This is a genomic window from Streptosporangium album (genome assembly GCF_014203795.1).
Lineage (GTDB): Bacteria > Actinomycetota > Actinomycetes > Streptosporangiales > Streptosporangiaceae > Streptosporangium > Streptosporangium album.
This window is the reverse complement of sequence record NZ_JACHJU010000001.1, coordinates 131,568-151,891: the sequence shown is the minus strand read 5'-3', so window position 1 is coordinate 151,891 and position 20,324 is coordinate 131,568. Positions and strand designations below refer to the sequence as shown.

Here is a 20,324-nt window from a genome sequence, read left to right as displayed (position 1 = left end):
GGTGTCGATCGCCGGACAGCGTGCCGGTTACGCTGGGCGCGTGAGCGATCCCCTGGCGGCGCGGATGCGCGCGTTCGGTACGACGATCTTCGCTGAGATGTCGGCGTTGGCCGTACGGACCGGTTCGATCAACCTGGGGCAGGGCTTCCCCGACACCGACGGGCCCGCGGCGATGCTGGAGCGCGCGGTGGCGGCCATCGGCGGCGGTTTCAACCAGTATCCGCCCGGCCCCGGCGTCCCGGAGCTGCGTCAGGCCGTCTCCGAGCACCACGGGGACCACTACGGCCTCGCCTACGACCCCGACGGCGAGGTCCTCGTCACGGTCGGCGCCACCGAGGCGATCGCGGCGGCCGTCCTGGCGCTGTGCGAGCCCGGTGACGAGGTGATCGCCTTCGAGCCGTACTACGACTCCTATGCCGCCTCCGTCGCCCTGGCCGGAGCCGTGCTCCGCCCGGTCACCCTGCGTCCGGTCGAGGGCAGGTTCACCTTCGACCCCGCGGAGCTGCGCGCCGCCGTCGGCCCGCGCACCCGAGCGATCCTGGTCAACTCCCCGCACAACCCCACCGGCACGGTCTTCACCCGCGCGGAGCTGGAGGAGATCGCCCTGCTCTGCCAGGAGCACGATCTGATCGCCGTCACCGACGAGGTCTACGAGCACCTCACCTTCGACGGCGTCGAGCACATCCCGCTGGCCACCCTCCCCGGCATGCGCGAGCGGACCGTGATGATCTCCTCGGCGGGCAAGACCTTCTCGGTGACCGGCTGGAAAACGGGCTGGGTCTGTGCCCCTCCCGAGCTGGTCCGGGCCGTCCAGACCGTCAAGCAGTTCCTCACCTTCACCGCCGCCGCACCCTGGCAGCTCGCCGTCGCGTACGGCCTCCGCCACGAGCTCGGCTGGGTCCTCTCCCTCCGGGCCGACCTGCAGGCCAAGCGCGACCGCCTGACCGCCGGGCTGTCGGCGGCGGGTTTCGACGTCTACCGCCCCGCCGGCACCTACTTCGTGCAGACCGACATCCGCCCGCTGGGCTTCGCCGACGGCCTCGCCCTCACCCGCGAGCTGCCCTCCCTGGCGGGTGTGGTCGCCATCCCCACCCAGGTCTTCTACGCCCGCCCCGAGCGCGGCAGCCACTTCGTCCGCTTCGCCTTCTGCAAGCAGGACGCCGTCATCGACGAGGCCGTGAGCCGCCTCACGCGGCTGGGTAAAGCGGAGGACGGCTCTGGGTGATCGCCTGGCGGAGTGATCGCCATGTCGTGGCCGGGTGAGCGCGTTGCCCCGCTGGAACCGTCCGGACATGATCACGAGGTGATCCGGACCGGGAGGCGCTTGGCGCGGATCGCGCCGCGGACGGCGTCGGCCAGCTCGGCATACTCCGGGGCCCGGGCGGAGCTCGCCCGGTAGGCGAGGCCGATGGTGCGGCCCGGGGCGGGGGGCCGGAAGCGGCGCAGTGCCAGCCGTGTGCGCCTGCCCGTCTCCACCGGGACGGCCGACTCCGGGAGCAGGGTCACGCCGAGGCCGCCCGCGACGAGCTGGACCAGGGTGGGGAGGCTGGTCGCGTAGGTGGCCGCGGTGGCGCGGGCACCGACCTCGCGGCAGACGTCGATGGCCTGTTCGCGCAGGCAGTGGCCCTGGTTGAGCAGCACGATGTCCAGCCCTTTGAGCACGTCCCGGTCCAGTGGTCCGTCCGCGCCGGCCAGCGGGTGGTCCGAGGAGACGGCGAGCAGGAAGTCCTCGTCGTAGAGAGGTTTCTCCACCAGGCCGGCCGTGTCCGTCGGCAGCGCCAGCAGCACCATGTCGAGGCGGCCCTCGCGCACCTCCCCCAGGATGGTCTCGGTCTTGGCCTCGTGCACGGTCAGCTTGAGCTGCGGGAACTTCCGCGAGAGCATCGGCAGCAATGCGGGAAGCACGTAGGGGGCCACGGTCGGGATCACTCCCAGGTGTGCCGGGCCGCAGAAGGGCTCCCGGCTCTGGGCCACCTCGCCCATCAGGTCCTCCATCGCGTTGAGCACCCGGGTGGCGTGCACCGCGACCCGGTCGCCCGCCGGGGTCAGCAGGACCTTCCTGGTGGTCCGTTCCAGTAACTGTGTGTGCAAAATCTCCTCCAGGGCCGACACCGCGCTCGACAGGGCGGGCTGGCTCATCCGGAGCGAGGCGGCGGCCTCCCTGAAGTGCAGATGATCGGCGACCGCGAGGAATGCGCGCAGCTGAGCCAGAGTGGGGGCGGGGTGACCGATAGGGAACGCCTCTCAGATTGGTCTGACTGCTCGATTTCTCGGATCAATGTTAGATGCGGCAGGGTAGGCCCCGACAACGACGTCTTTCTTCAAAGGAGATCCGGACTTGCTCACCGTCGGTGACCACTTTCCTGAGTTCGAGCTGACCGCCTGTGTCTCCCTGGACGCGGACAACGCGTTCGCCGAGATCAACCACAAGTCCTACGAGGGCAAGTGGAAGATTTATTTTGCCTGGCCGAAGGATTTCACCTTCGTCTGCCCGACCGAGATCGCCGAGTTCGGCCGTCTGGAGGGCGAGTTCGCCGACCGCGACGCTCAGGTCCTGGGTTTCTCCGTCGACTCGGAGTTCGTCCACCACGCCTGGCGCAAGGACCACCCGGACCTGCGTGACCTGCCCTTCCCGATGCTGTCGGACGTCAAGCGCGAGCTCTGCACCGAGCTGGGCATCCTCGGCGCCGACGGTGTCGCCCAGCGCGCCACCTTCATCGTGGACCCCAACAACGAGATCCAGTTCGTCATGGTGACCGCGGGCTCCGTCGGCCGCAACGTCAAGGAAGTCCTCCGCGTCCTCGACGCGCTCCAGTCGGACGAGCTCTGCCCGTGCAACTGGAACAAGGGCGAGGCGGGCCTCGACGCGCAGAAGCTGATGGCCGGCGCCTGATGTCGATCGACAACCTCAAGGGGGCGCTTCCCGGTTTCGCGAAGGACATCAAGCTCAACCTGGGCTCGCTGGTCACCACCTCCTCGCTGAGCGAGCAGCAGCTCTGGGGGACGCTGCTCGCCTGTGCGGTGGCGACCAGGTCTCCGCGAGTGATCGCCGAAGTCGCCGCCGAGGCTGCCGACCACCTCTCGGATGAGGCGTTCACGGCCGCCAAGGGCGCGGCTGCGATCATGGCGATGAACAACGTCTACTACCGGTCCATGCATCTCATCGGTGACGAGACCTACGCGACGATGCCCGCCAAGCTCCGGATGACGATCATCGGCAGCCCCGGCGTCGACAAGGTGGACTTCGAGCTCTGGTCGCTCGCGGTCTCCGCGATCGGCGGCTGCGGTCGCTGCCTGGAGTCGCACGAGCAGGTGCTGCGCCAGTCGGGCCTGCCGCGCGACCAGATCCAGGAGGCCATCCGGATCGCGGCGGTCGTCAACGCCACCGCCGCCGTCCTGGAGTCGGAGGCCACGCTGACCGCGGTCTGACCCTCCGGCCCTCCTACGCGGGGCGGGCGCTCTCCGGAGCGCCCGCCCCGCGTGCCGCTCCAGGCTTCGCCGGGCGGAGGCCGGCCCCCCGGCGCCTTTCCTCCCGGGCCGTCCGTGACTCCCGCCGGGCCGTCCGTCCGTAGCCGATGGTCATGGTGGCAGGTCGCCTCCGCCGTACCGTCCGAGGTCCCGGGGTGTTCCGCCCGTGGCGCCGGGCTGCCGATGATCGGTTGATCATGTGAGGATGTGCGACATGCGATCCTTCCGTTTCACCGCCTCCGCGGCCGCGGGTGTCGTTGACGCCAAAGAGCTGGCCGACACCGCCCGCCGTGCCGAATCAATCGGTTACAGCGCACTGGTGCTCCAGGATCATCTTCTTCCCCAACACGCCCCGATCCCGCTGCTGGCCACGATCGCCGCGGTGACCGAGCGGATCCGTATCGGCACTTACGTACTCAACGCCGACCTGCGTCACCCGGCCGTGCTCGCCCAGGATCTGGCCAGCCTCGACCTGCTCTCCGGAGGCCGGCTGGAGATCGGCCTCGGCGCGGGCTGGAACCGGCCGGAGTATGACGCGATCGGCCTGCCGTTCCAGCCCGTCGGGACCAGGGTGACGCGGCTGCGCGAGGTGATCGCCGTGCTCAAGGGCTGCTTCGGCGACGGCCCGTTCTCGTTCACCGGCGAGCACTTCACGATCAACGAGCACGACGGGCATCCCAAGCCGGCGCAGCGGCCGCATCCCCCGCTGTTCGTCGGCGGGGGCGGCAAGCGACTTCTCACACTGGCCGCCGAACAGGCTGACATCGTCGGGCTGGGACCACGGCTGTTGCCGGGGGCCCAGGGGAAACCCGAGCTGGATCCGCGCAGCATCACCGCCGACGCCACCGCCGAGAAGATCGGCTGGATCCGGGAGGCGGCCGGTGACAGATTCGACCGGCTGGAGCTCAACACCTACTGCACCGGCGGATCCGTGGTGGTCACCAACAACGCCCGTGCGGAGGCCGGTCGGCGCGCCGATCAACTGCGGCAGCTCACCGGATTCGAGATGACCGCGGACGAGATCCTGGACTCGCCGAACATGTTCATCGGGTCGATTGACGGACTGACCCAGAAGTTCCTCGAGCTGCGCGAACGGTTCGGGATCAGCTCGATCATGGCCGGTCCCGTCGACGCGTTGGCGCCGGTCGTCGAGCGCCTGGCAGGCCGGTAGCCGGGACGTCTCTGTTCCTCCGCGTCGAGCGGGGCGGCCGTAGGAGGGGAAGAGCCCTCAGGGCCGGGCCGTACGGCGCTCCGCATGAAGGTGCCCGGGACCGGTGGAGAGGACCGGACCCGGGCACGTGCGGGGGCGACTACTCGACCGGCGCCGGGGGAGCGGTCGAGTCGGCGGTGGCAGGGGTGGGCTGGGCCGAACGGAGCGGGATCTCCCGCAGCATCAGGGCGGCCACCGCGGCCAGGACGGCGATGGGCACGCCCACCAGGAAGACCGTGTGGATGGCCCGGGTGAAGGCCTCCAGGATCACCTCCAGCACCGGGGCGGGCAGGTGACGGATGGCGGCAGGGGAGCCGAGGCTGGGCGTCGCGCCGCCGGTCAGGGGCAGGTGCGCGGCCTTGGCCAGGGAGATCAGCTCCGCGCTGAGCCGGTTGGTCAGGATGGCGCCGAAGGCCGCCACGCCGACGGCGCCGCCCAGGGAGCGGAAGAAGGTCACTCCCGAGGTGGTGGAGGCCAGGTCGCCGCGGGTCACGGCGTTCTGCGCGGCCAGGATCAGGATCTGCATGGACGCGCCGAGGCCGATGCCCAGCACCGCGATGTCGACGCCGACGATCGCCAGCGAGCTGTCGACGTGCAGCCGGGAGAGCAGGAACAGGCCGAGCGCGACCAGCAGCATGCCCACGACGGGGAAGATCTTCCAGCGGCCGGTCCTGCTGACGAACCGGCCGACCAGGATCGAGGAGGTGAGCAGCCCGAGAACCATGGGCAGGGTCATCAGGCCGGAGCCGGTGGGGCTCATGCCCTTGACGATCTGCAGGTACTGCGGGAGGAACATCAGCGCGCCGAACATCGCGGCGCCGACCAGCAGGGACGCGAGGCCGCTGAGCACGACGGTGTGGTTGCGGAACAGCTGTGGCGGCAGGATCGGGTCGGCGGCCCGGCGCTCGGCGACCACGGCGAGGCCGAACAGCGCCAGGCTCAGCGCGCCCAGGCCGTAGGCCCACCCGGAGTTCCAGTCGAACTCCTGCCCGCCGAGGGAGAGCATCAGCATCAGCGCGGTGGTGCCGCCGGTGATGAAGGTGGCGCCCCACCAGTCGACCTTGGTGTCGCGGCGGACGAGCGGCAGTTTGAGCACCTTCTGGATGACGACGAAAGCGACCACGGCCAGGGGCACGCAGATCCAGAACGTCCAGCGCCAGGACATGTTGTCCACGATGAACCCGCCGAGCAGTGGCCCGGCCACGGTGGACACACCGAACACCGCGCCGATGTAGCCGGAGTAGCGTCCGCGCTCACGGGGCTCGACCACGTCACCCAGGATGATCTGCGGCAGTGCGGCGAGGCCGCCGGCGCCGATGCCCTGCACGGCCCTGGCCGCGATGAGCTGTCCCATGTTCTGGGAGAAGCCCGCGGCGACGGAGGCGAGAAGGAAGACCAGCAGAGCGGCCTGGAACATGAGCTTGCGCCCGTACAGGTCCGACAGCTTTCCCCAGAGCGGAGTGGAGGCCGTCATGGTGAGCAGGGTCGCGCTGGCCACCCAGGCGAGCTGGTCCTGACCGCCGAGCGTGCCCACGATCGTCGGCAGCGCGGTTCCCACCACGGACGTCGAGATCATCGACGTCAACATGGCGAGCATCAGGCCGACCAGGACCTCCAGCACCTGCTTGTGAGTCATACGCGGTGCGGCCTCGGCCTGGGCCTGTTGTTCGGTCAGCATGAACCATCCCCCAATGTGTGTACGATACATATGAAGTTAGTAGACGCTTGTTTACTGGTCAAATCTGAAAGGATCGGAAAGGTGGACGAGATACGGCATCGTGACCGGGAGGGAACCCGGCGGCGCATTCTCGACGCCGCCCGCCGGCTGTTCACCGAGCTCGGCTACGACCAGGTGACGATGCGTCTGCTGGCCGCGGAGGCCGGCGCCAACATCGCGTTGATCAACCGCTACTTCGGCACCAAGCGGGAGCTGTTCGCCGAGGTGCTCGCGATGCAGGGGCGCTTCCCGGGCGTGCTGGAGGTCTCCGAGGAGGAGCTGCCCCGCCGTCTGGCGGAGTATGTCGCCGAGCGGCTCAGATCGGAGCGGGGGAGTCCGGTCATGGCGGCGCTCGTCAGGTCGTCGTCCTGCTCGGAGATCCACGAGATCATCCGCGACCGGGTCGCCTCGGCGATCCTGGAACCGCTGGCCGCCCGGCTGCCGGGCCCCGACGCGACCTTCCGGGCGACCGTCGCCACCGCGCTCATCACCGGCGCGGGCACGCTGAGCCGGCTGTACGGTCCCGACGCGCTCGAATCCCCCGGCCACGAGGCCGTCGTCCGGCGGCTCACCATGGTCTTCGAGGCCTGTCTCAAGGCGTGACTCCCCGCCCCGCGGGGCGGTGCCCGTCTCAGGGAGCGGGCGCGTGCGCCGAAGGCGGACCGGCGGCAGGCCGCTCGGCGGCCTTGAAGATCCGGCAGGCCGTGCCCGGCACGTGATCCACCTGCAGAGTGGTGTGGTCGATGTGGAACCGCTCGTGCAGCAGTTCGGCGAGCTCCCGGCGGATCCGGTGGCAGTCGCCGCCGGTCCTGACGATCACGTGCGCGGACAGCGCGGGGAAGCCGCTGGTCACGGTCCACACGTGCAGGTCCTCCATGCCGGTGACGTCGGGGTGGGTGGTGATCGCCGCGCTCACCTCGTCCGGGTGCACGCCGGGAGGCGCCGCCTCGAACAGGACGCGCCCGGCGTCGCGCAGCAGGCCGTAGGCGGACCTGGCCATCAGGGCCGCGACGACCAGGGCGGCGATCGCGTCGGCCCGGCCCCAGCCGGTGAGCCAGACGACCGCGCCCGCGATCGCGGTGGTGACGAAGGCGTACATGTCGTTAAGGATGTGCTGGAACGCGCCCTCCACATTGAGGCTGTTGCGGTCGGCCCGGGCGATGAGCCAGGCGGCGGCCGCGTTGACCACGATGCCGACCAGGGCCGTGCCCAGGACCAGTGGCCCCTTGACCTCGGGCGGTTCGATGAGCCGCTGCACGCCCTCGTAGACGAAGTAGACGACGAGCAGGACGAACGTCAGCCCGTTGATCGCCGCCGACAGGATCTCGGCGCGTTTCCAGCCGAAGGTGTAGGCCCCGCGGGCGGGACGGGCGGCCATGGTCATCGCCATCAGGGCGAGCGCGATGGAGGCGGCGTCGGTGAGCATGTGCCCGGCGTCGGAGATCAGCGCGATGGAGTTGGCGATGACGCCGACGACGACCTCGGCCGCCATGAAGACGACCAGCAGGACGAGCGCCGCCGTCAGGTAGCGGCGGTCGGAGTCCGCGCCGTGCCCGTGTCCATGCCCGTGCCCATGCCCCATCGCAAGATCCATCCCAGTAACACTTGAACAGTTGCTCAGATGTTAAGCAAGGTAAGCCTAACAGGGCAACACCCGGTTATGTTCCGGCGTCGTTGAAGGGAGAATGCGCCGGAGGCAAAATACTGGACCGGGATGTGGTCTCCGTCATCGCCGCGCGCGACGGTCTGATCGGAGCCGTGGGCCGAGGGGCCGAGGGGCCGTACGATCCTCGGTGAACGCGCCGCGGGTACGGGCCCCGGGCCGGAGGCGAGGAGCGCGCATGACCTGGCTGCACTGTTTCCACCCCCGTCCGGGGGCGACCGCGCGGCTGATCTGCTTCGCGCACGCCGGCGGGTCGGCCGCCGCCTACCGCGACTGGTCGGGGCCGCTGCCGGAGTCCGTCGAGCTGTACGGCGTGCAACTGCCCGGTAGGGCCGACCGGCTCGGCCAGCCGCTTCTGGAGCACATGGACACGCTGGTCGGTTCGGTCACCGAGGCGATGCTCCCGCTGCTGGACCGGCCCTTCGCGCTGTTCGGGCACAGCATGGGCGCGGTGGCCGCCTACGAGGTCACGCGTGCGCTGGAGGCGCGCGGGATCCGCCCGGCGAGGCTGTTCGCCTCGGGGTGCCTGCCACCGCACGAGGCCGCAGAGAGGCGGAAGGTCTCGGCCTACGACGACGAGGGGCTCCTGGCCGAGCTGGCCAGGCTCGGTGGCACCGAGTTGGAGGTCCTCTCCCACCGCTCGATACGCGAGATCGTCTTCCCTTACGTCCGCGGTGACTTCCGGCTGCTGGAGAACTACCGCCACCGCCCGGGCCCCCCGCTGCGCACCCCGATCTCCGTCCTCGTCGGCGACGCCGACCCGGTGCTCACCCCGGCCCAGGCCAAGTCCTGGGAGGCCCTCACCGCTTCCGGCTTCTCCCTGACGGTCTTCCCGGGCGATCACTTCTACCTCCAGCCGCAGCGGGAACGGGTCGTCGCCGAGATCGCCCGGGGGATGCGCGCGGAACCGCGGGACGGGTAGCTCCTCAAACGGGCGCGATCGGGGTCGGGCGAACGGCACGGGGCACCGGAGAAGGCGGTGAGTTCTGTCGAAGAACGGTGTCCCCTTGGGCAAGGAGTGCCCATGAGCCGGGCCGTACCGGGCCGTTAACGTCGCGGTGTGGGGAACGCCTGTTGATCGCGCTCAACGGCGATGCGGTGACGGTCCTGACAAGGTGCGTCGCCGGGCGGCTGAGGGACGGTGCGTCCCGCCGCCGCGGCCGGGCCGCGCGTGTTGTCCGCGGCAGAGCACGTCGCCGGGGGCAGCATGGGTCCGGAGGCCGGGGCGCCGCCGCATGGATCAGGGCGACGACCGGGCGGTGATCGCTCCTCCGGAGGGCACCGGGGCGGTGATCGCCGGGCGGGCACCGCGGTGCGAAAGTGAATGGACCCGATGGGAAGGTGGCAGGGATGCCGGAACCGATTGAAGTGCGCAAGGTGGCCATCGAGAGCGTGACCGACGCCTCCGGGCTGACCAGGCTCATCGACGACGGGGTGATCGAGGCGCACCGGGTGCTCGCGGTGATCGGCAAGACCGAGGGCAACGGCGGGGTGAACGACTACACCCGCATCCTGGCCGACCGGGCCTTCCGCGAGGTGCTCGCCGCCAAGGGGCACCCGTCCCCCGAGAGCGTGCCGCTGGTGTGGTCCGGCGGCACCGACGGCGTGCTGAGCCCGCATGCGACGATCTTCGCCACCACGGCGGACGCGGAGCCGGGCGACGAGCCGCGCGTCAGTGTCGGCATCGCGATGAGCGATGTCATCCTGCCAGAGGACATCGGCCGTCCCGCCATGGTGGAGAAGGTCGCCGCGGGCGTCCGCGAGGCCATGAAGACCGCCGGGATCGACGACCCCGCCGACGTCCACTACGTCCAGACCAAGACGCCCCTGCTGACCCTGGCCACCATCAACGACGCCAAGTCCCGGGGCAAGGACGTGGTCATCGAGGACACCGGCCCGTCCATGGACATCTCCAACTCCACCACCGCGCTCGGCGTCGCGGTCGCGCTCGGCGAGATCGAGATGCCCACCGCCGAGCAGATCCACCGCGACCTGTCGCTGTACTCCTCCGTCGCGTCCTGCTCCTCGGGCGTCGAGTTGGACCGCGCGCAGATCGTGGTGGTCGGCAACGTGCGCGGCATCGGCGGCCGTTACCGGATCGGCCACTCGGTCATGAAGGACGCGCTGGACGCCGACGGCATCTGGGAGGCCATCCGTTCCAGCGGCATCGACCTGCCCGATCGGCCCCACCCGTCCGACCTGGGCGACAGGCTGGTCAACGTCTTCATGAAGTGCGAGGCCGACCCGTCGGGCAGCGTCCGGGGGCGCCGCAACATCATGCTCGACGACTCCGACGTGCACTGGCACCGTCAGATCAAGGCCACCGTCGGCGGTGTCGCGGCCAGCGTCACCGGCGACCCCGCCGTCTTCGTCTCGGTCGCCGCGGTCCACCAGGGTCCCAGCGGCGGCGGACCGGTGGCCGCCATCGCCGACCTCGGCTGACGGTTTCCCCGCCGGTCGCGGGTAGGCTCCGGAACCGTGCCGAGCATTCCCCAGCCCCTGGTCCCCGGCGACGACGGCAGCGCCGACGCCGCCGTGTCGTCCGCGCTCGCGGCCTTCTCCGCCGGTACGGCCGACGCCGGTGCGGTGATAACCGCGCTGGGCGGCGCCCGGCTGCTCGTCCCGGTGGTGGCCCTGCTGACGGAGTCGGAGGTCGGGGCGCACGGGCTGCGGCAGGAGAAGGAGAGCGAGATGGCCCTGCCGAAGCTCGTCGGCAACGACGGGCGCGAGGCGGTGCTCGCCTTCACCGGGGCCGAGTCGCTGCGGCTCTGGCGTCCCGACGCCCGCCCCATCCAGGCGACCACCCTGCAGGTCTGCCAGGCGGCGGTCCACGAGAACGCCGCGGCCGTGGTGGTCGACGTGGCGGGCCCGGTGCCCTTCGTGATCGAGGGGAGCGTCCTGCGGGCGTTCGCCGCGGTCCAGTCGGGCACCATCGACCAGTTGGGACCCGAGGTCACCGTGGCTCGGATGGAAGAGGCCGCCCCCACCTCCCGGCGGCGGTTCGGCTGGCCGTTCCGCGGGCGGCGCTGACCTCCCGGACCACATGGGCGGACGCGAGCGAGAGGTCCCGGCTCCACGTCCATCGGCCCCGGCCCGACGCCCGCGACGACCGGCCCGGCCCTCCCTCGCGTCCATCGGCATTCCCCGTGTCCGTGTCCGACGGCTCGGCCGTCCCCGAGACGCCGGAGTCCGGTACGGATTATGGTCGGCCCGTGGACGAGCGCGCTGGGCGAGCAGACGGGGACGGTGCCCCGGCGAGGCCGGCGCCGGCACCGGCAGGGGAGGCCCGGTGACCCTCCTGCCGGCTCTGGCGGCTCTCACCGGCCTGGTGGCCGGGTTCTGGACGCGGGGCCTGGTGATCCGGCACTCGGTGGCCGGGAGCGAGCCGCTCCGGTCCGAATGTCCGCGCTGCGGCAGCCCGCTGCCCGTCGCGGAGCGCCGAGGGCGCGTCGAGGGTGCCGGCCCGAGGGGAAGGCGCCGGGGCCGCTTCGCGTGGGCCGGCCCGCTGTCCGCTGCGCGCTGTCCCGGCTGTCGCGGGCGGATCGGTCCGCCGCCGCTGGCGGTGGAGGTCGTCACGGCCCTGGTGCTGGCCGCCCTCGCCCTGCTCGCCCTACCGTCACCCCGGCCGGGTGTCACCCCGGCGGGGCAGCACCCCGGCCTGCTGCCGGACGTCGCGTCGGCGGGTGAACTGGCCGCCTACGGGTGGCTGGCCGTGGTCACCGTCGCGCTGGTCTTCGTCGACGCCGCCGTCCACCGGCTGCCCGACCGGCTCACCCTCTCCGCCTACCTCGGGACCGCCGCCCTGCTCACGGTGACGGCCCTGTCGGGAGGACGGTTCGACGACCTTCTCCGGGCCGGGCTGGGTGGACTCGCTCTGGCGGCCTTCTACCTGACGCTCTTCCTGATCAACCCGGCGGGCATGGGGCTGGGTGACGTCAAGTTCGCGGCGGCCCTGGGGACCGCGCTCGGCTGGCTGGGCTGGGACACGCTGGTCGCCGGAGCCTTCCTGGGCTTCGTCGCAGGCGGCCTCTACGGAGTCGCGCTGGTGATCCTGCGCCGGGCGGGCCGCAAGAGCGAGATCCCCTTCGGCCCCTTCATGGCCGTGGGGGCCTTCGCGGCCATCCTCGCCGGTCTCTGACAGCCGTCCGCCGGTCCGCGGGCCCCTTAGTCTCCTCTTGTGAAAATTATTTAGTTCGTCCTAACGAAATATAAGGAGGGGTTCTCCGAGTGTCAAGAGACCAAGTCCTGGCGGCCCTGCACGAGGCCGGCCGGGAGCACGGCAACGCGGCAGTGATGTTCCACACGGCGATCAGCGCGCGGATGGGCCTGGGCATGTCCGAGGAGAAGACGCTCGACCTGCTCCAGCGCCTGGGCCCGCTCACCGCCGGTGAGATCGCCGGACACTCGGGCCTGGCCCCGGCCTCGGTGAGCGGCCTGATCGACCGGCTGGAGCACAAAGGTTTCGTCAGGCGGATACGTGACACCGAGGACCGGCGCCGGGTCATCGTGGAGATCCGGCACGACAGCATCGCCGGGTTCGGCTCGCTGTTCGACGGATTCGTCCAGGGCCTGGAGGGGCTGTACGCCACCTATACCGACGAGCAGCTCGAGGTCATCCTCGACTTCCTGCGCAGATCCGCCGAGGTCCAGCGCGAGGCGACCGCCGTAATCACGGGCTGACGTCTCACCGGTTGAGCGGGGGCCATTCCAGTGGGCGGCACATGGAAGACTTGTCATCATGTTGCGCTGGTTGACCGCCGGAGAATCCCACGGCCCCGAACTCGTCGCGATCCTGGAGGGCCTGCCCGCCGGGGTCGAGGTGACGACGGCCGATATCGACCGAGCACTGGCGAGACGGCGTCTGGGCTACGGCCGTGGCGCCCGGATGAAGTTCGAGCAGGACGAGGTGAACGTCGTGGGCGGCGTGCGGCACGGCCGCACGCTCGGCAGCCCCGTCGCCATCCGCGTGGGCAACACCGAGTGGCCCAAATGGGAGATCGTCATGGCGGCCGACCCGGTGGACCCGGCGCTGCTGGAGGGCCAGGCCCGCAACGCGCCCCGCTCGCGCCCGCGCCCCGGCCACGCCGACCTCGCCGGCATGCAGAAGTACGGCTTCGACGACGCCCGTCCGGTGCTCGACCGGGCCAGCGCCCGCGAGACCGCCGCCCGCGTCGCCCTCGGCCAGGTCGCCAAGAACTTCCTCAAGCAGGCGCTCGGCGTCGACATCGTCAGCCACGTCGTCTCGATCGGGGAGGCGCAGACCACGCAGGGCGTCGTCCCCGGCCCCGGCGACATGGAGGCGGTCGACGCCGACCCGGTGCGCTGCGCCGACCCGGCCGGCAGCGCCGCGATGGTCGCCGAGATCGACAAGGCGCACAAGGAGGGCGACACCCTCGGCGGTGTCGTCGAGGTGATCGCCTACGGCCTGCCGCCGGGCCTGGGCAGTTACACCCACTGGGACCGCCGTCTCGACGGACGCCTCGCCGCAGCCCTGATGGGCATCCAGGCGATCAAGGGGGTCGCCGTCGGCGACGGTTTCGAGACGGCTCGCCGTCCCGGCTCCCGGGCCCACGACGAGATCGAGAACACCGCGGGCGGGGTGCGCCGCATCACCAACCGGGCGGGCGGCGTCGAGGGCGGCATGACCAACGGCGAGCCGCTGCGGGTCAGCGCCGCGATGAAACCGATCTCCACGGTGCCGCGGGCGCTGGCCACCATCGACGTGCTGACCGGTGAGGCGGCCAAGGCCCACCACGAGCGTTCCGACGTGTGCGCGGTCCCGGCCGCCGCCATCGTCGCCGAGGCCATGGTCGCGCTGGTGCTCGCCGACGCCGCGATCGAGAAGTTGGGCGGCGACTCCGTCGAGGAGGTCGCCCGCAACCTGTCAGGCTACCTCTCGTCGATGGTGATCAAGTGAGCGAGCCGGCCGGCGCGCAGAACGGATCCGGCCGCCGGACCGGCGAGCCACCCAAGGAGGCACAGTGAGTCCCCGCGTAGTTCTGATCGGTCCGCCCGGATCGGGCAAGTCGACGGTCGGCCGGTTGCTGGCCGACCGCCTGGGAGCCGCCTTCCGCGATACCGACGCCGACGTGGAGATCGTGGCGGGTAAGCCGGTGGGCGACATCTTCGTAGAGGACGGCGAGGAGCGCTTCCGCGAGCTTGAGGCCGAGGCCGTACGGCGTGCCCTGGCCGAGCACGAGGGCGTGCTCTCCCTCGGCGGCGGCGCGGTCCTGGCCGAGGTCACGCGGGAGCTGCTGGCCGGGCACTCGGTGGTCTACCTGGAGGTCGGCCTGTCGCAGGCCGTGCAGCGGGTGGGGCTGGCCTCGGCTCGGCCGTTGCTCGTGCTCAACCCGCGCAGCCAGCTCAAGAAGCTCATGGACGCCCGCCGCCCGGTCTACGAGGGGCTGGCGATGGTCACCGTGGCGACCGACGAGCGCAAGCCCGACGAGGTCGTCGACGAGATCGTGAAGGGGCTGCGGCCGTGACGGTCTCCAGGATCACCGTCGACGGGGAGGTCCCCTATGACGTGGTGATCGGCACCGGTGTGCTCGGTGAGCTCCCCGGCCTGCTCGGCCCCGGGGCCCGCACGGTCGCCGTGATCCACCCGGTGGGCCTGCCGGAGATCGCGCGGCCGGTCTGCGGCGCCGTCGAGGCCGCCGGATACGAGGTCGTCCCGCTGCCGGTGCCCGACGCCGAGCAGGCCAAGACGGTCGACGTGCTCGCCGGACTCTGGTCGGCCCTGGGCCGTTACGGCGTCACCCGCTCCGACGCCGTGGTCGGCGTCGGTGGTGGAGCCACCACCGACCTGGCCGGGTTCGCCGCCGCCACCTGGCTGCGCGGAGTCAAGGTCGTGCAGGTGCCCACCACCCTGCTCGGCATGGTCGACGCCGCGGTCGGCGGCAAGACCGGTATCAACACCCCCGAGGGCAAGAACCTGGTCGGTTCCTTCCACCCCCCGGCGGGGGTGCTGTGTGATCTGGCCACGCTGGTCTCGGTGCCCCGTGACGACTACGTCGGAGGCCTCGCTGAGATCATCAAAGGCGGGTTCATCGCCGACCCGGCGATCCTGACGCTCATCGAGGACGACCCCGCCGGCGCCCGGTTCCCCGAGGGACGGCACACCCGCGAGCTGATCGAGCGGAAGATCCAGATCAAGGCCGACGTCGTCGGCGCCGACCTGCGCGAAGGCGGCCTGCGGGAGATCCTCAACTACGGGCACACCCTGGCCCACGCCATCGAGCGGGTCGAGGAGTACCGGATGCGCCACGGCGAGGCGGTGGCCATCGGCATGGTCTACGCCGCGGAGCTGTCCCGGCTCGACGGCCGGATCGGGGCCGACGTCGTGGGCCGGACGCGGTCGATCCTGACCTCGGTCGGGCTGCCCACCTCCTACCGCCGCGACGCCTGGCCCCAGCTCCGTGACCACATGCGCCTGGACAAGAAGAGCCGCGGCGCCAAGCTGCGTTTCGTCGTCCTGGACGAGCTCGCGAGGGTCTCTCTGCTGGAGGATCCGCCCGAGGAGCTGCTCGAGGCCGCTTACGAGGAGGTCGCCCGATGAGACCCGTCTACGTGCTCAACGGCCCCAACCTGTCGCGGCTCGGCACGCGGGAGCCCGACGTCTACGGCGCGGAGACCTTCTCCGATCTGGTCGCGCTCTGCCGGGAGACCGGCCGTGAGCTGGGCCTGTCGGTCGAGGTGCGGCAGACCGACGACGAGGCCGAGATGGTGGGCTGGTTGCACGAGGCCGCCGACGGCAAGATCCCGGTGATCCTGAACCCGGCGGCGTTCACCCACTACTCCTACGCGCTGCGTGACGCCATCGCCCAGCGCACCGCCCCCCTGGTCGAGGTGCACATCTCCAACCCGGCCGCCCGCGAGGAGTTCCGGCACACCTCCGTGGTCGCCGCCGTGGCCACCGGCACCATCGCGGGCTTCGGTCTGAGGTCCTATGTGCTCGCGCTGTACGCCATCGCGGAGGAGACCGGGTGAGCGGCTACCGTTCCTTCGTCGCCCTCGGAGACAGTTTCACCGAGGGCCTCAACGATCCCGGGACGGACGGAACCTTCCGGGGCTGGGCCGACCGGGTGGCCGAGCGGCTGGCCGAGCTCGACCCGGAGTTCCGCTACGCCAACCTCGCCGTGCGCGGCAAGCTCATCGACCAGATCGTCGAGCACCAGGTCCCGCGTGCCGTCGGGATGCGCCCCGACCTGGTGAGCTTCTGCGCCGGGGGAAATGACCTGCTCCGCCCCGGCAGCGACCCCGATCGGATGGCCAAGAAGCTGGCGGGAGCCGTACGCGATCTCCGTGCCTCCGGGGCGGAGGTGCTGCTGTTCACCGGCGTGGACCCGCGCGACACCCCCATCATGCGCCGCGCCCGCGGCACGTTCGCGATCTTCTACATGCACGTCAGGTCCATCTCCGAGCTGTACGGCTGCCGCCTGGTCGACCAGTGGTCGATGCAGGGCCTGCGCGACTGGCGTGCCTGGAGCGACGACCGCCTGCACATGAACGAGGAGGGCCACCGGATGGTGGCCGCCAAGGTCTGCGAGGTGCTCGGGATCGGATCCGACGGCGACTGGCGCAAGGCCTGGCCGCCCCGGGACCGCGTCGACCCCCGGCTCAAGCGCCGGGAGGACATGCAGTGGGTGCGCGAGCACCTCGGTCCCTGGGTGGTCCGCCGGCTGCGCGGGCGCTCCTCGGGCGACGACCTCGACCCCAAGAGGCCCGACCTTACGACGTTGCGAGGCGTTTGAGGGCGTCGCGGACCTTCGCCGGGTCGTTGGTGGGCCAGAAGGGCGGCAGGGAGTCGCGGAGGAACCCGGCATAGCGTGCCGTGGCCAGGCGAGGGTCGAGGACCGCGACCACCCCCTTGTCGTGCTGGCTGCGGAGCAGGCGGCCCGCGCCCTGGGCGAGCAGCAGGGCGGCGTGGGTGGCGGCGACCGTCATGAAGCCGTTGCCGCCCTTGGCGGCGACGTGGCGCTGGCGGGCGGAGCTCAGCGGGTCGTCCGGACGGGGGAACGGGATGCGGTCGATGATGACCAGCCGCAGGGAGGGTCCCGGCACGTCCACCCCCTGCCACAGGGACAGGGTGCCGAACAGGCACGTCGGCTCGTCCTCGGCGAACTGCTTGACCAGCAGCATCGTGGAGTCGTCGCCCTGGCAGAGCAGTGGCACGCTCAGGCGGTCCCGCAGCGCCTCGGTGGCGGCCTTGGCGGCGCGCATGGAGGAGAACAGCCCGAGGGTCCGGCCGCCGGCCGCCTCGATCAGCTCGGTGATCTCCTCGAGGTAGGCCTCGGGCAGGCCGTCGCGGCCCGGCTGGGGCAGGTGCTTGGCGACGTAGAGGATGCCGCTGCGCGGATGGTCGAAGGGCGAGCCGACGTCCAACCCGGTCCATCCGGCGGTCCGGGACTTGCCCTTCTCCTTGGCTCCGCCTTCCTTGGCGCTCAGGCCCCACTGGCGGGCCAGGCCCTCGAAGGCGCCGCCCAGGGCCAGCGTGGCGGAGGTCAGGACCACCGTGCGGTCGCCGAAGAGCTTGTCGCGGAGCATGCCGGCCACGGTCAGCGGGGCGACCCGCAGGAGGGGCGGGCGGCGATCGGTGCCCGCCTCCAGCCAGACCACCTCGGCCCGGTCCACCTCCTCTGCGTGGCCGAACGCGTCCAGCATCCGCTGCGCGGTGTCGTGGACCTCGTCCAGGGCGGTGAAGGCCGCCTTGCGCAGCCCCGCCCCCTCGGGGTCGTCCTTGTCGGCGCTCATCCGGGGGCCGAGCGCGGTGATGCATCCCCACGCCGCGTCGCGGGTCAGGGCCAGCGTCAGCCCGAGCACCTCGGGGAGGTCGTCGAGGCGTCCGGCGGGCGCGGCGGCCAGCAGGGCCTTCAGATCCTCTCCGGCCTCCATGAGCCGGTCGGAGGTGGGCTGCTCGATCAGCCGTCCGACGCGGCGCACGGCCATCGCGACCATGGTCTCCGACAGCTCGCCGCTCACCACCGAGGTGACTCTGTCGACCAGCTCGTGGGCCTCGTCCACCACGACCACGTCGTGTTCGGGCAGGAGGGGGAAGTCCTCCATCGCGTCGATCGCGAGCAGCGCGTGGTTGGTGACCACGATGTCGGACTCGCCGGCCCGGGCCCGGGCCAGCTCGGCGAAGCACTCCATCCCGCTCGGGCAGCGCGTGGCGCCCAGGCACTCCCGGGCGCTCACCGAGAACTGCCGCCAGGCCTGCTCGTTGACGCCTGGGACGAGCTCGTCGCGGTCGCCGGTCTCGGTCTCCTGCGCCCAGTCCTGGATGCGCTGGACCATCCGCCCGGTCAGGCTCACCTCGCGCGGGTCGAAGAGCTGGTCCTGCTCGTCGTCGGGCCACCCCGCGCTGGCCTTGTAGCGGCACAGGTAGTTGCGGCGGCCCTTGAGGATCGCGAACGTGGGCTCGTGCGGGAGCTGTGAGGCGAGTGCCTCGGAGAGCCGGGGCAGGTCGCGGTCGACGAGCTGGCGCTGGAGCGCGATGGTGGCGGTGGAGACGACCACGGCGCCCTCGGAGGTCATCGCGTGCCGGATCGAGGGGATCAGGTAGGCCAGGGACTTGCCGGTGCCCGTGCCCGCCTGGACGGCCAGGTGGTCGCCGGAGTCGATCGAATGCTGCACCGCCCGCGCCATGGTGATCTGGCCGGGGCGCTCCACCCCGCCGACCGCCTCGACGGCTCTGTTCAACAGCTCCTCCACCGGCGGCAGATCCACCTTCGGGGAGACGTCTTCGGCTGGGGCGATGGAGTCGGTCGGCACGACAGCCAACCGTACCCGCTCCCTGCGACAGTCGCGGTTGTCTCCGGGGAGTCACCGGCCGAACTCATCGCGGCATTCCGGAACCCGTGGCTTGACTCCCGTGGCAAACTGGCTGGATCATCCGGCTCGCTGACCTTCAGGGGTCATGAAGATTGCCCGTTTTGGTGTCATAGTGACTGGAGATGGGGACGGAAAGACCGGTTCGGTAGAGTTTCCCGAGGTCGAGTGGACGAATAAAGGCTGGTTAAAGCACTATGTCTTCCATGTCGGAAGTTGTCCCGTTGCCGTCGTTCGGCGAAGTGTTCTTTGACGAGCGTGGCCAGGAGCGGGTGCTCCGGGTCACCTGGCATGAAGGCACGCTTGTGCTGAGTCTGTGGCGCGGCGAGATGTGCAGCGCCAGTTTTCGCATGCCCATGCAGGATGTGGGGCGTCTGGTCGACACCCTCGACGAGGGCTTCGTGGAGGCCGGCGGCCAGTATCCCGACGAGGTGGGTGAGCAGCACCCCCCGGTGGCCGACTACGCCGAGCACGGGGAGTTCCCCGGCACCGGGCAGTACGCCCGGCCGCGCCCCGAGGAGTACACCCAGCCGCCGTACCCCGACCCGGCCGTCCCGATCTCCGCGGAGCCGCAGGAGTCCCGTCAGACCGCCGCCCTCGGTCCCAACGACGTGCTCGTCGCCCGGGGCGCGGTGCCGCCCGCGGACAGACCCGTGGACCGCGCGACCGCCGGGTACGGCCCGGCCGACGTGGTGCCGCGGGAGAACATGATCGTGGGAGACTCCCTGCCCTACGGGCAGCCCCAGCCTGCCGACCCTCTCGGTTCCGCCGAGCCGCTGTACCAGCTGCCAGGCACCCCCTACCCGCCCCAGCAGCCCGATCCCTACGGCGTGCCGTCCCAGCAAGACCTCTACGCCTCTCCTCCGCAGGCCCAGCAGCCCGCCCCCTACGGTGTGCCGCCCCAGCCGGCCGACCCGTACGCCGCCCCGGCCGCCCGGCAGCCGGTGGACCCCTTCACCTCGCACGCCGAGCAGTTCCCGGGCTCCGCCCATCCGTCGCACCCCGACCTCTACGGGACTCCCGTCCAGCAGCACTCCACCGATCCCTTCGGCTTCGCGGCCCAGCAGCAGTCCGCCTACGAGGCGCCGCAGTCCGACGCCTACGGCTACCCCGCCCCGGCCCAGCCCGACCCCTACGCGTTCGGAGCCCAGCAGCCCGTCTCGCAGCCGTCTCCGCAGGCCGGTCACCCGGCGGACCTGCGTGACCTCTACGACTCGCCGCCCGCCTACGAGCAGCCCGCCTACGAGCAGACCGTGGACCCGTCCGACCCCCTGGGGCTCCGTGGCCAGCCGCTCGAACAGCGGATGTCGCGCCCCTACGTCCAGGACGTGCCGCACTCCACCGGAGAGCGGCTCCGCCCCGAACCGCGTTACGACGACCGGCGCCACGAGGAGCGGGACGAGCGTCGCGGCTGGTGATCGTCGGGGGCGGAGACA

The 20,324-nt window shown here is 71.2% G+C and carries 20 protein-coding genes; 16 read left to right on the top strand and 4 right to left on the bottom strand.

The window, feature by feature from the left end; translation table 11 throughout:
- Positions 1-40 precede the first annotated feature (40 nt).
- On the top strand, positions 41-1,225 hold the full coding sequence (locus FHR32_RS00650) for a pyridoxal phosphate-dependent aminotransferase (protein ID WP_184751996.1): 1,185 nt from the start codon (positions 41-43) through the stop codon (positions 1,223-1,225).
- A gap of 71 nt (positions 1,226-1,296) precedes the next feature.
- Here the strand turns inward: FHR32_RS00650 and FHR32_RS00645 are convergent, their stop codons facing one another.
- Positions 1,297-2,202 carry a hydrogen peroxide-inducible genes activator gene (locus FHR32_RS00645; protein ID WP_281390892.1) on the bottom strand — a complete coding sequence of 302 codons (906 nt, stop codon included), beginning with the start codon at positions 2,200-2,202 and terminating at the stop codon, positions 1,297-1,299.
- A 136-nt stretch (positions 2,203-2,338) separates the two neighbouring features.
- Here FHR32_RS00645 and FHR32_RS00640 point away from each other — a divergent pair, with 136 nt between their 5' ends.
- The 3 genes from FHR32_RS00640 to FHR32_RS00630 all read left to right on the top strand — a co-directional run bounded on the left by FHR32_RS00640 (position 2,339) and on the right by FHR32_RS00630 (position 4,639).
- Positions 2,339-2,893 (top strand): peroxiredoxin, encoded by a 555-nt coding sequence (locus tag FHR32_RS00640; protein WP_184751994.1) that lies wholly within the window; start codon positions 2,339-2,341, stop codon positions 2,891-2,893.
- A complete protein-coding gene (ahpD, locus tag FHR32_RS00635; protein WP_184751992.1) occupies positions 2,893-3,429 on the top strand; it encodes an alkylhydroperoxidase, AhpD family in 537 nt (178 codons plus the stop codon). Before FHR32_RS00640 ends, ahpD begins: the two co-directional genes overlap by 1 nt.
- Positions 3,430-3,682: 253 nt before the next feature.
- Positions 3,683-4,639 carry a TIGR03621 family F420-dependent LLM class oxidoreductase gene (locus FHR32_RS00630; protein ID WP_184751990.1) on the top strand — a complete coding sequence of 319 codons (957 nt, stop codon included), beginning with the start codon at positions 3,683-3,685 and terminating at the stop codon, positions 4,637-4,639.
- A 139-nt stretch (positions 4,640-4,778) separates the two neighbouring features.
- Here FHR32_RS00630 and FHR32_RS00625 read toward each other — a convergent pair whose 3' ends face one another.
- Positions 4,779-6,356, bottom strand: coding sequence for an MDR family MFS transporter (locus tag FHR32_RS00625; protein ID WP_184751988.1), 1,578 nt, complete (start codon positions 6,354-6,356; stop codon positions 4,779-4,781).
- An 81-nt stretch (positions 6,357-6,437) separates the two neighbouring features.
- Between FHR32_RS00625 and FHR32_RS00620 the strand changes: the two genes are divergently transcribed.
- Entirely contained in the window at positions 6,438-6,998 is a 561-nt protein-coding gene (locus tag FHR32_RS00620) for a TetR/AcrR family transcriptional regulator (protein WP_184751986.1), read from the top strand.
- Positions 6,999-7,026: 28 nt separating this feature from the next.
- Here the strand turns inward: FHR32_RS00620 and FHR32_RS00615 are convergent, their stop codons facing one another.
- Positions 7,027-7,977: a cation diffusion facilitator family transporter gene (locus FHR32_RS00615; RefSeq protein ID WP_246465876.1), complete on the bottom strand. Its 951-nt coding sequence runs from the start codon at positions 7,975-7,977 to the stop codon at positions 7,027-7,029.
- Between the two features lie 259 nt (positions 7,978-8,236).
- Between FHR32_RS00615 and FHR32_RS00610 the strand changes: the two genes are divergently transcribed.
- The 10 genes from FHR32_RS00610 (at position 8,237) to FHR32_RS00565 (ending at position 16,811) form a co-directional block, all read left to right on the top strand.
- On the top strand, positions 8,237-8,980 hold the full coding sequence (locus FHR32_RS00610) for a thioesterase II family protein (RefSeq protein WP_184751982.1): 744 nt from the start codon (positions 8,237-8,239) through the stop codon (positions 8,978-8,980).
- 428 nt (positions 8,981-9,408) lie between these two features.
- Complete coding sequence (bar, locus tag FHR32_RS00605; protein ID WP_184751980.1) at positions 9,409-10,500, top strand: barbiturase; 1,092 nt, start codon at positions 9,409-9,411, stop codon at positions 10,498-10,500.
- A gap of 36 nt (positions 10,501-10,536) precedes the next feature.
- The gene (locus FHR32_RS00600; RefSeq protein ID WP_184751978.1) at positions 10,537-11,088 is read left to right on the top strand and encodes an SseB family protein; all 552 of its coding nucleotides are present in this window, start codon (positions 10,537-10,539) and stop codon (positions 11,086-11,088) included.
- Positions 11,089-11,347: 259 nt separating this feature from the next.
- The gene (locus tag FHR32_RS00595; RefSeq protein WP_221465197.1) at positions 11,348-12,196 is read left to right on the top strand and encodes a prepilin peptidase; all 849 of its coding nucleotides are present in this window, start codon (positions 11,348-11,350) and stop codon (positions 12,194-12,196) included.
- 89 nt (positions 12,197-12,285) lie between these two features.
- Positions 12,286-12,738 (top strand): MarR family winged helix-turn-helix transcriptional regulator, encoded by a 453-nt coding sequence (locus FHR32_RS00590; protein ID WP_184751974.1) that lies wholly within the window; start codon positions 12,286-12,288, stop codon positions 12,736-12,738.
- Between the two features lie 58 nt (positions 12,739-12,796).
- Positions 12,797-13,975, top strand: a complete 1,179-nt coding sequence (aroC, locus tag FHR32_RS00585) for a chorismate synthase (protein WP_221465196.1) — start codon at positions 12,797-12,799, stop codon at positions 13,973-13,975.
- A gap of 64 nt (positions 13,976-14,039) precedes the next feature.
- Positions 14,040-14,543, top strand: coding sequence for a shikimate kinase (locus FHR32_RS00580; RefSeq protein ID WP_184751973.1), 504 nt, complete (start codon positions 14,040-14,042; stop codon positions 14,541-14,543).
- Positions 14,540-15,616 carry a 3-dehydroquinate synthase gene (aroB, locus tag FHR32_RS00575; protein WP_184751971.1) on the top strand — a complete coding sequence of 359 codons (1,077 nt, stop codon included), beginning with the start codon at positions 14,540-14,542 and terminating at the stop codon, positions 15,614-15,616. The genes FHR32_RS00580 and aroB overlap by 4 nt, the downstream gene beginning before the upstream one ends.
- Complete coding sequence (gene aroQ, locus FHR32_RS00570; RefSeq protein ID WP_184751969.1) at positions 15,613-16,047, top strand: type II 3-dehydroquinate dehydratase; 435 nt, start codon at positions 15,613-15,615, stop codon at positions 16,045-16,047. Before aroB ends, aroQ begins: the two co-directional genes overlap by 4 nt.
- On the top strand, positions 16,044-16,811 hold the full coding sequence (locus FHR32_RS00565; protein ID WP_184751967.1) for an SGNH/GDSL hydrolase family protein: 768 nt from the start codon (positions 16,044-16,046) through the stop codon (positions 16,809-16,811). Before aroQ ends, FHR32_RS00565 begins: the two co-directional genes overlap by 4 nt.
- Here the strand turns inward: FHR32_RS00565 and FHR32_RS00560 are convergent.
- The gene (locus FHR32_RS00560; protein ID WP_312881785.1) at positions 16,789-18,831 is read right to left on the bottom strand and encodes an ATP-dependent DNA helicase; all 2,043 of its coding nucleotides are present in this window, start codon (positions 18,829-18,831) and stop codon (positions 16,789-16,791) included. The genes FHR32_RS00565 and FHR32_RS00560 overlap by 23 nt on opposite strands.
- A 263-nt stretch (positions 18,832-19,094) precedes the next feature.
- Between FHR32_RS00560 and FHR32_RS00555 the strand changes: the two genes are divergently transcribed.
- Complete coding sequence (locus FHR32_RS00555) at positions 19,095-20,306, top strand: hypothetical protein (protein ID WP_184756668.1); 1,212 nt, start codon at positions 19,095-19,097, stop codon at positions 20,304-20,306.
- Positions 20,307-20,324 lie beyond the last annotated feature (18 nt).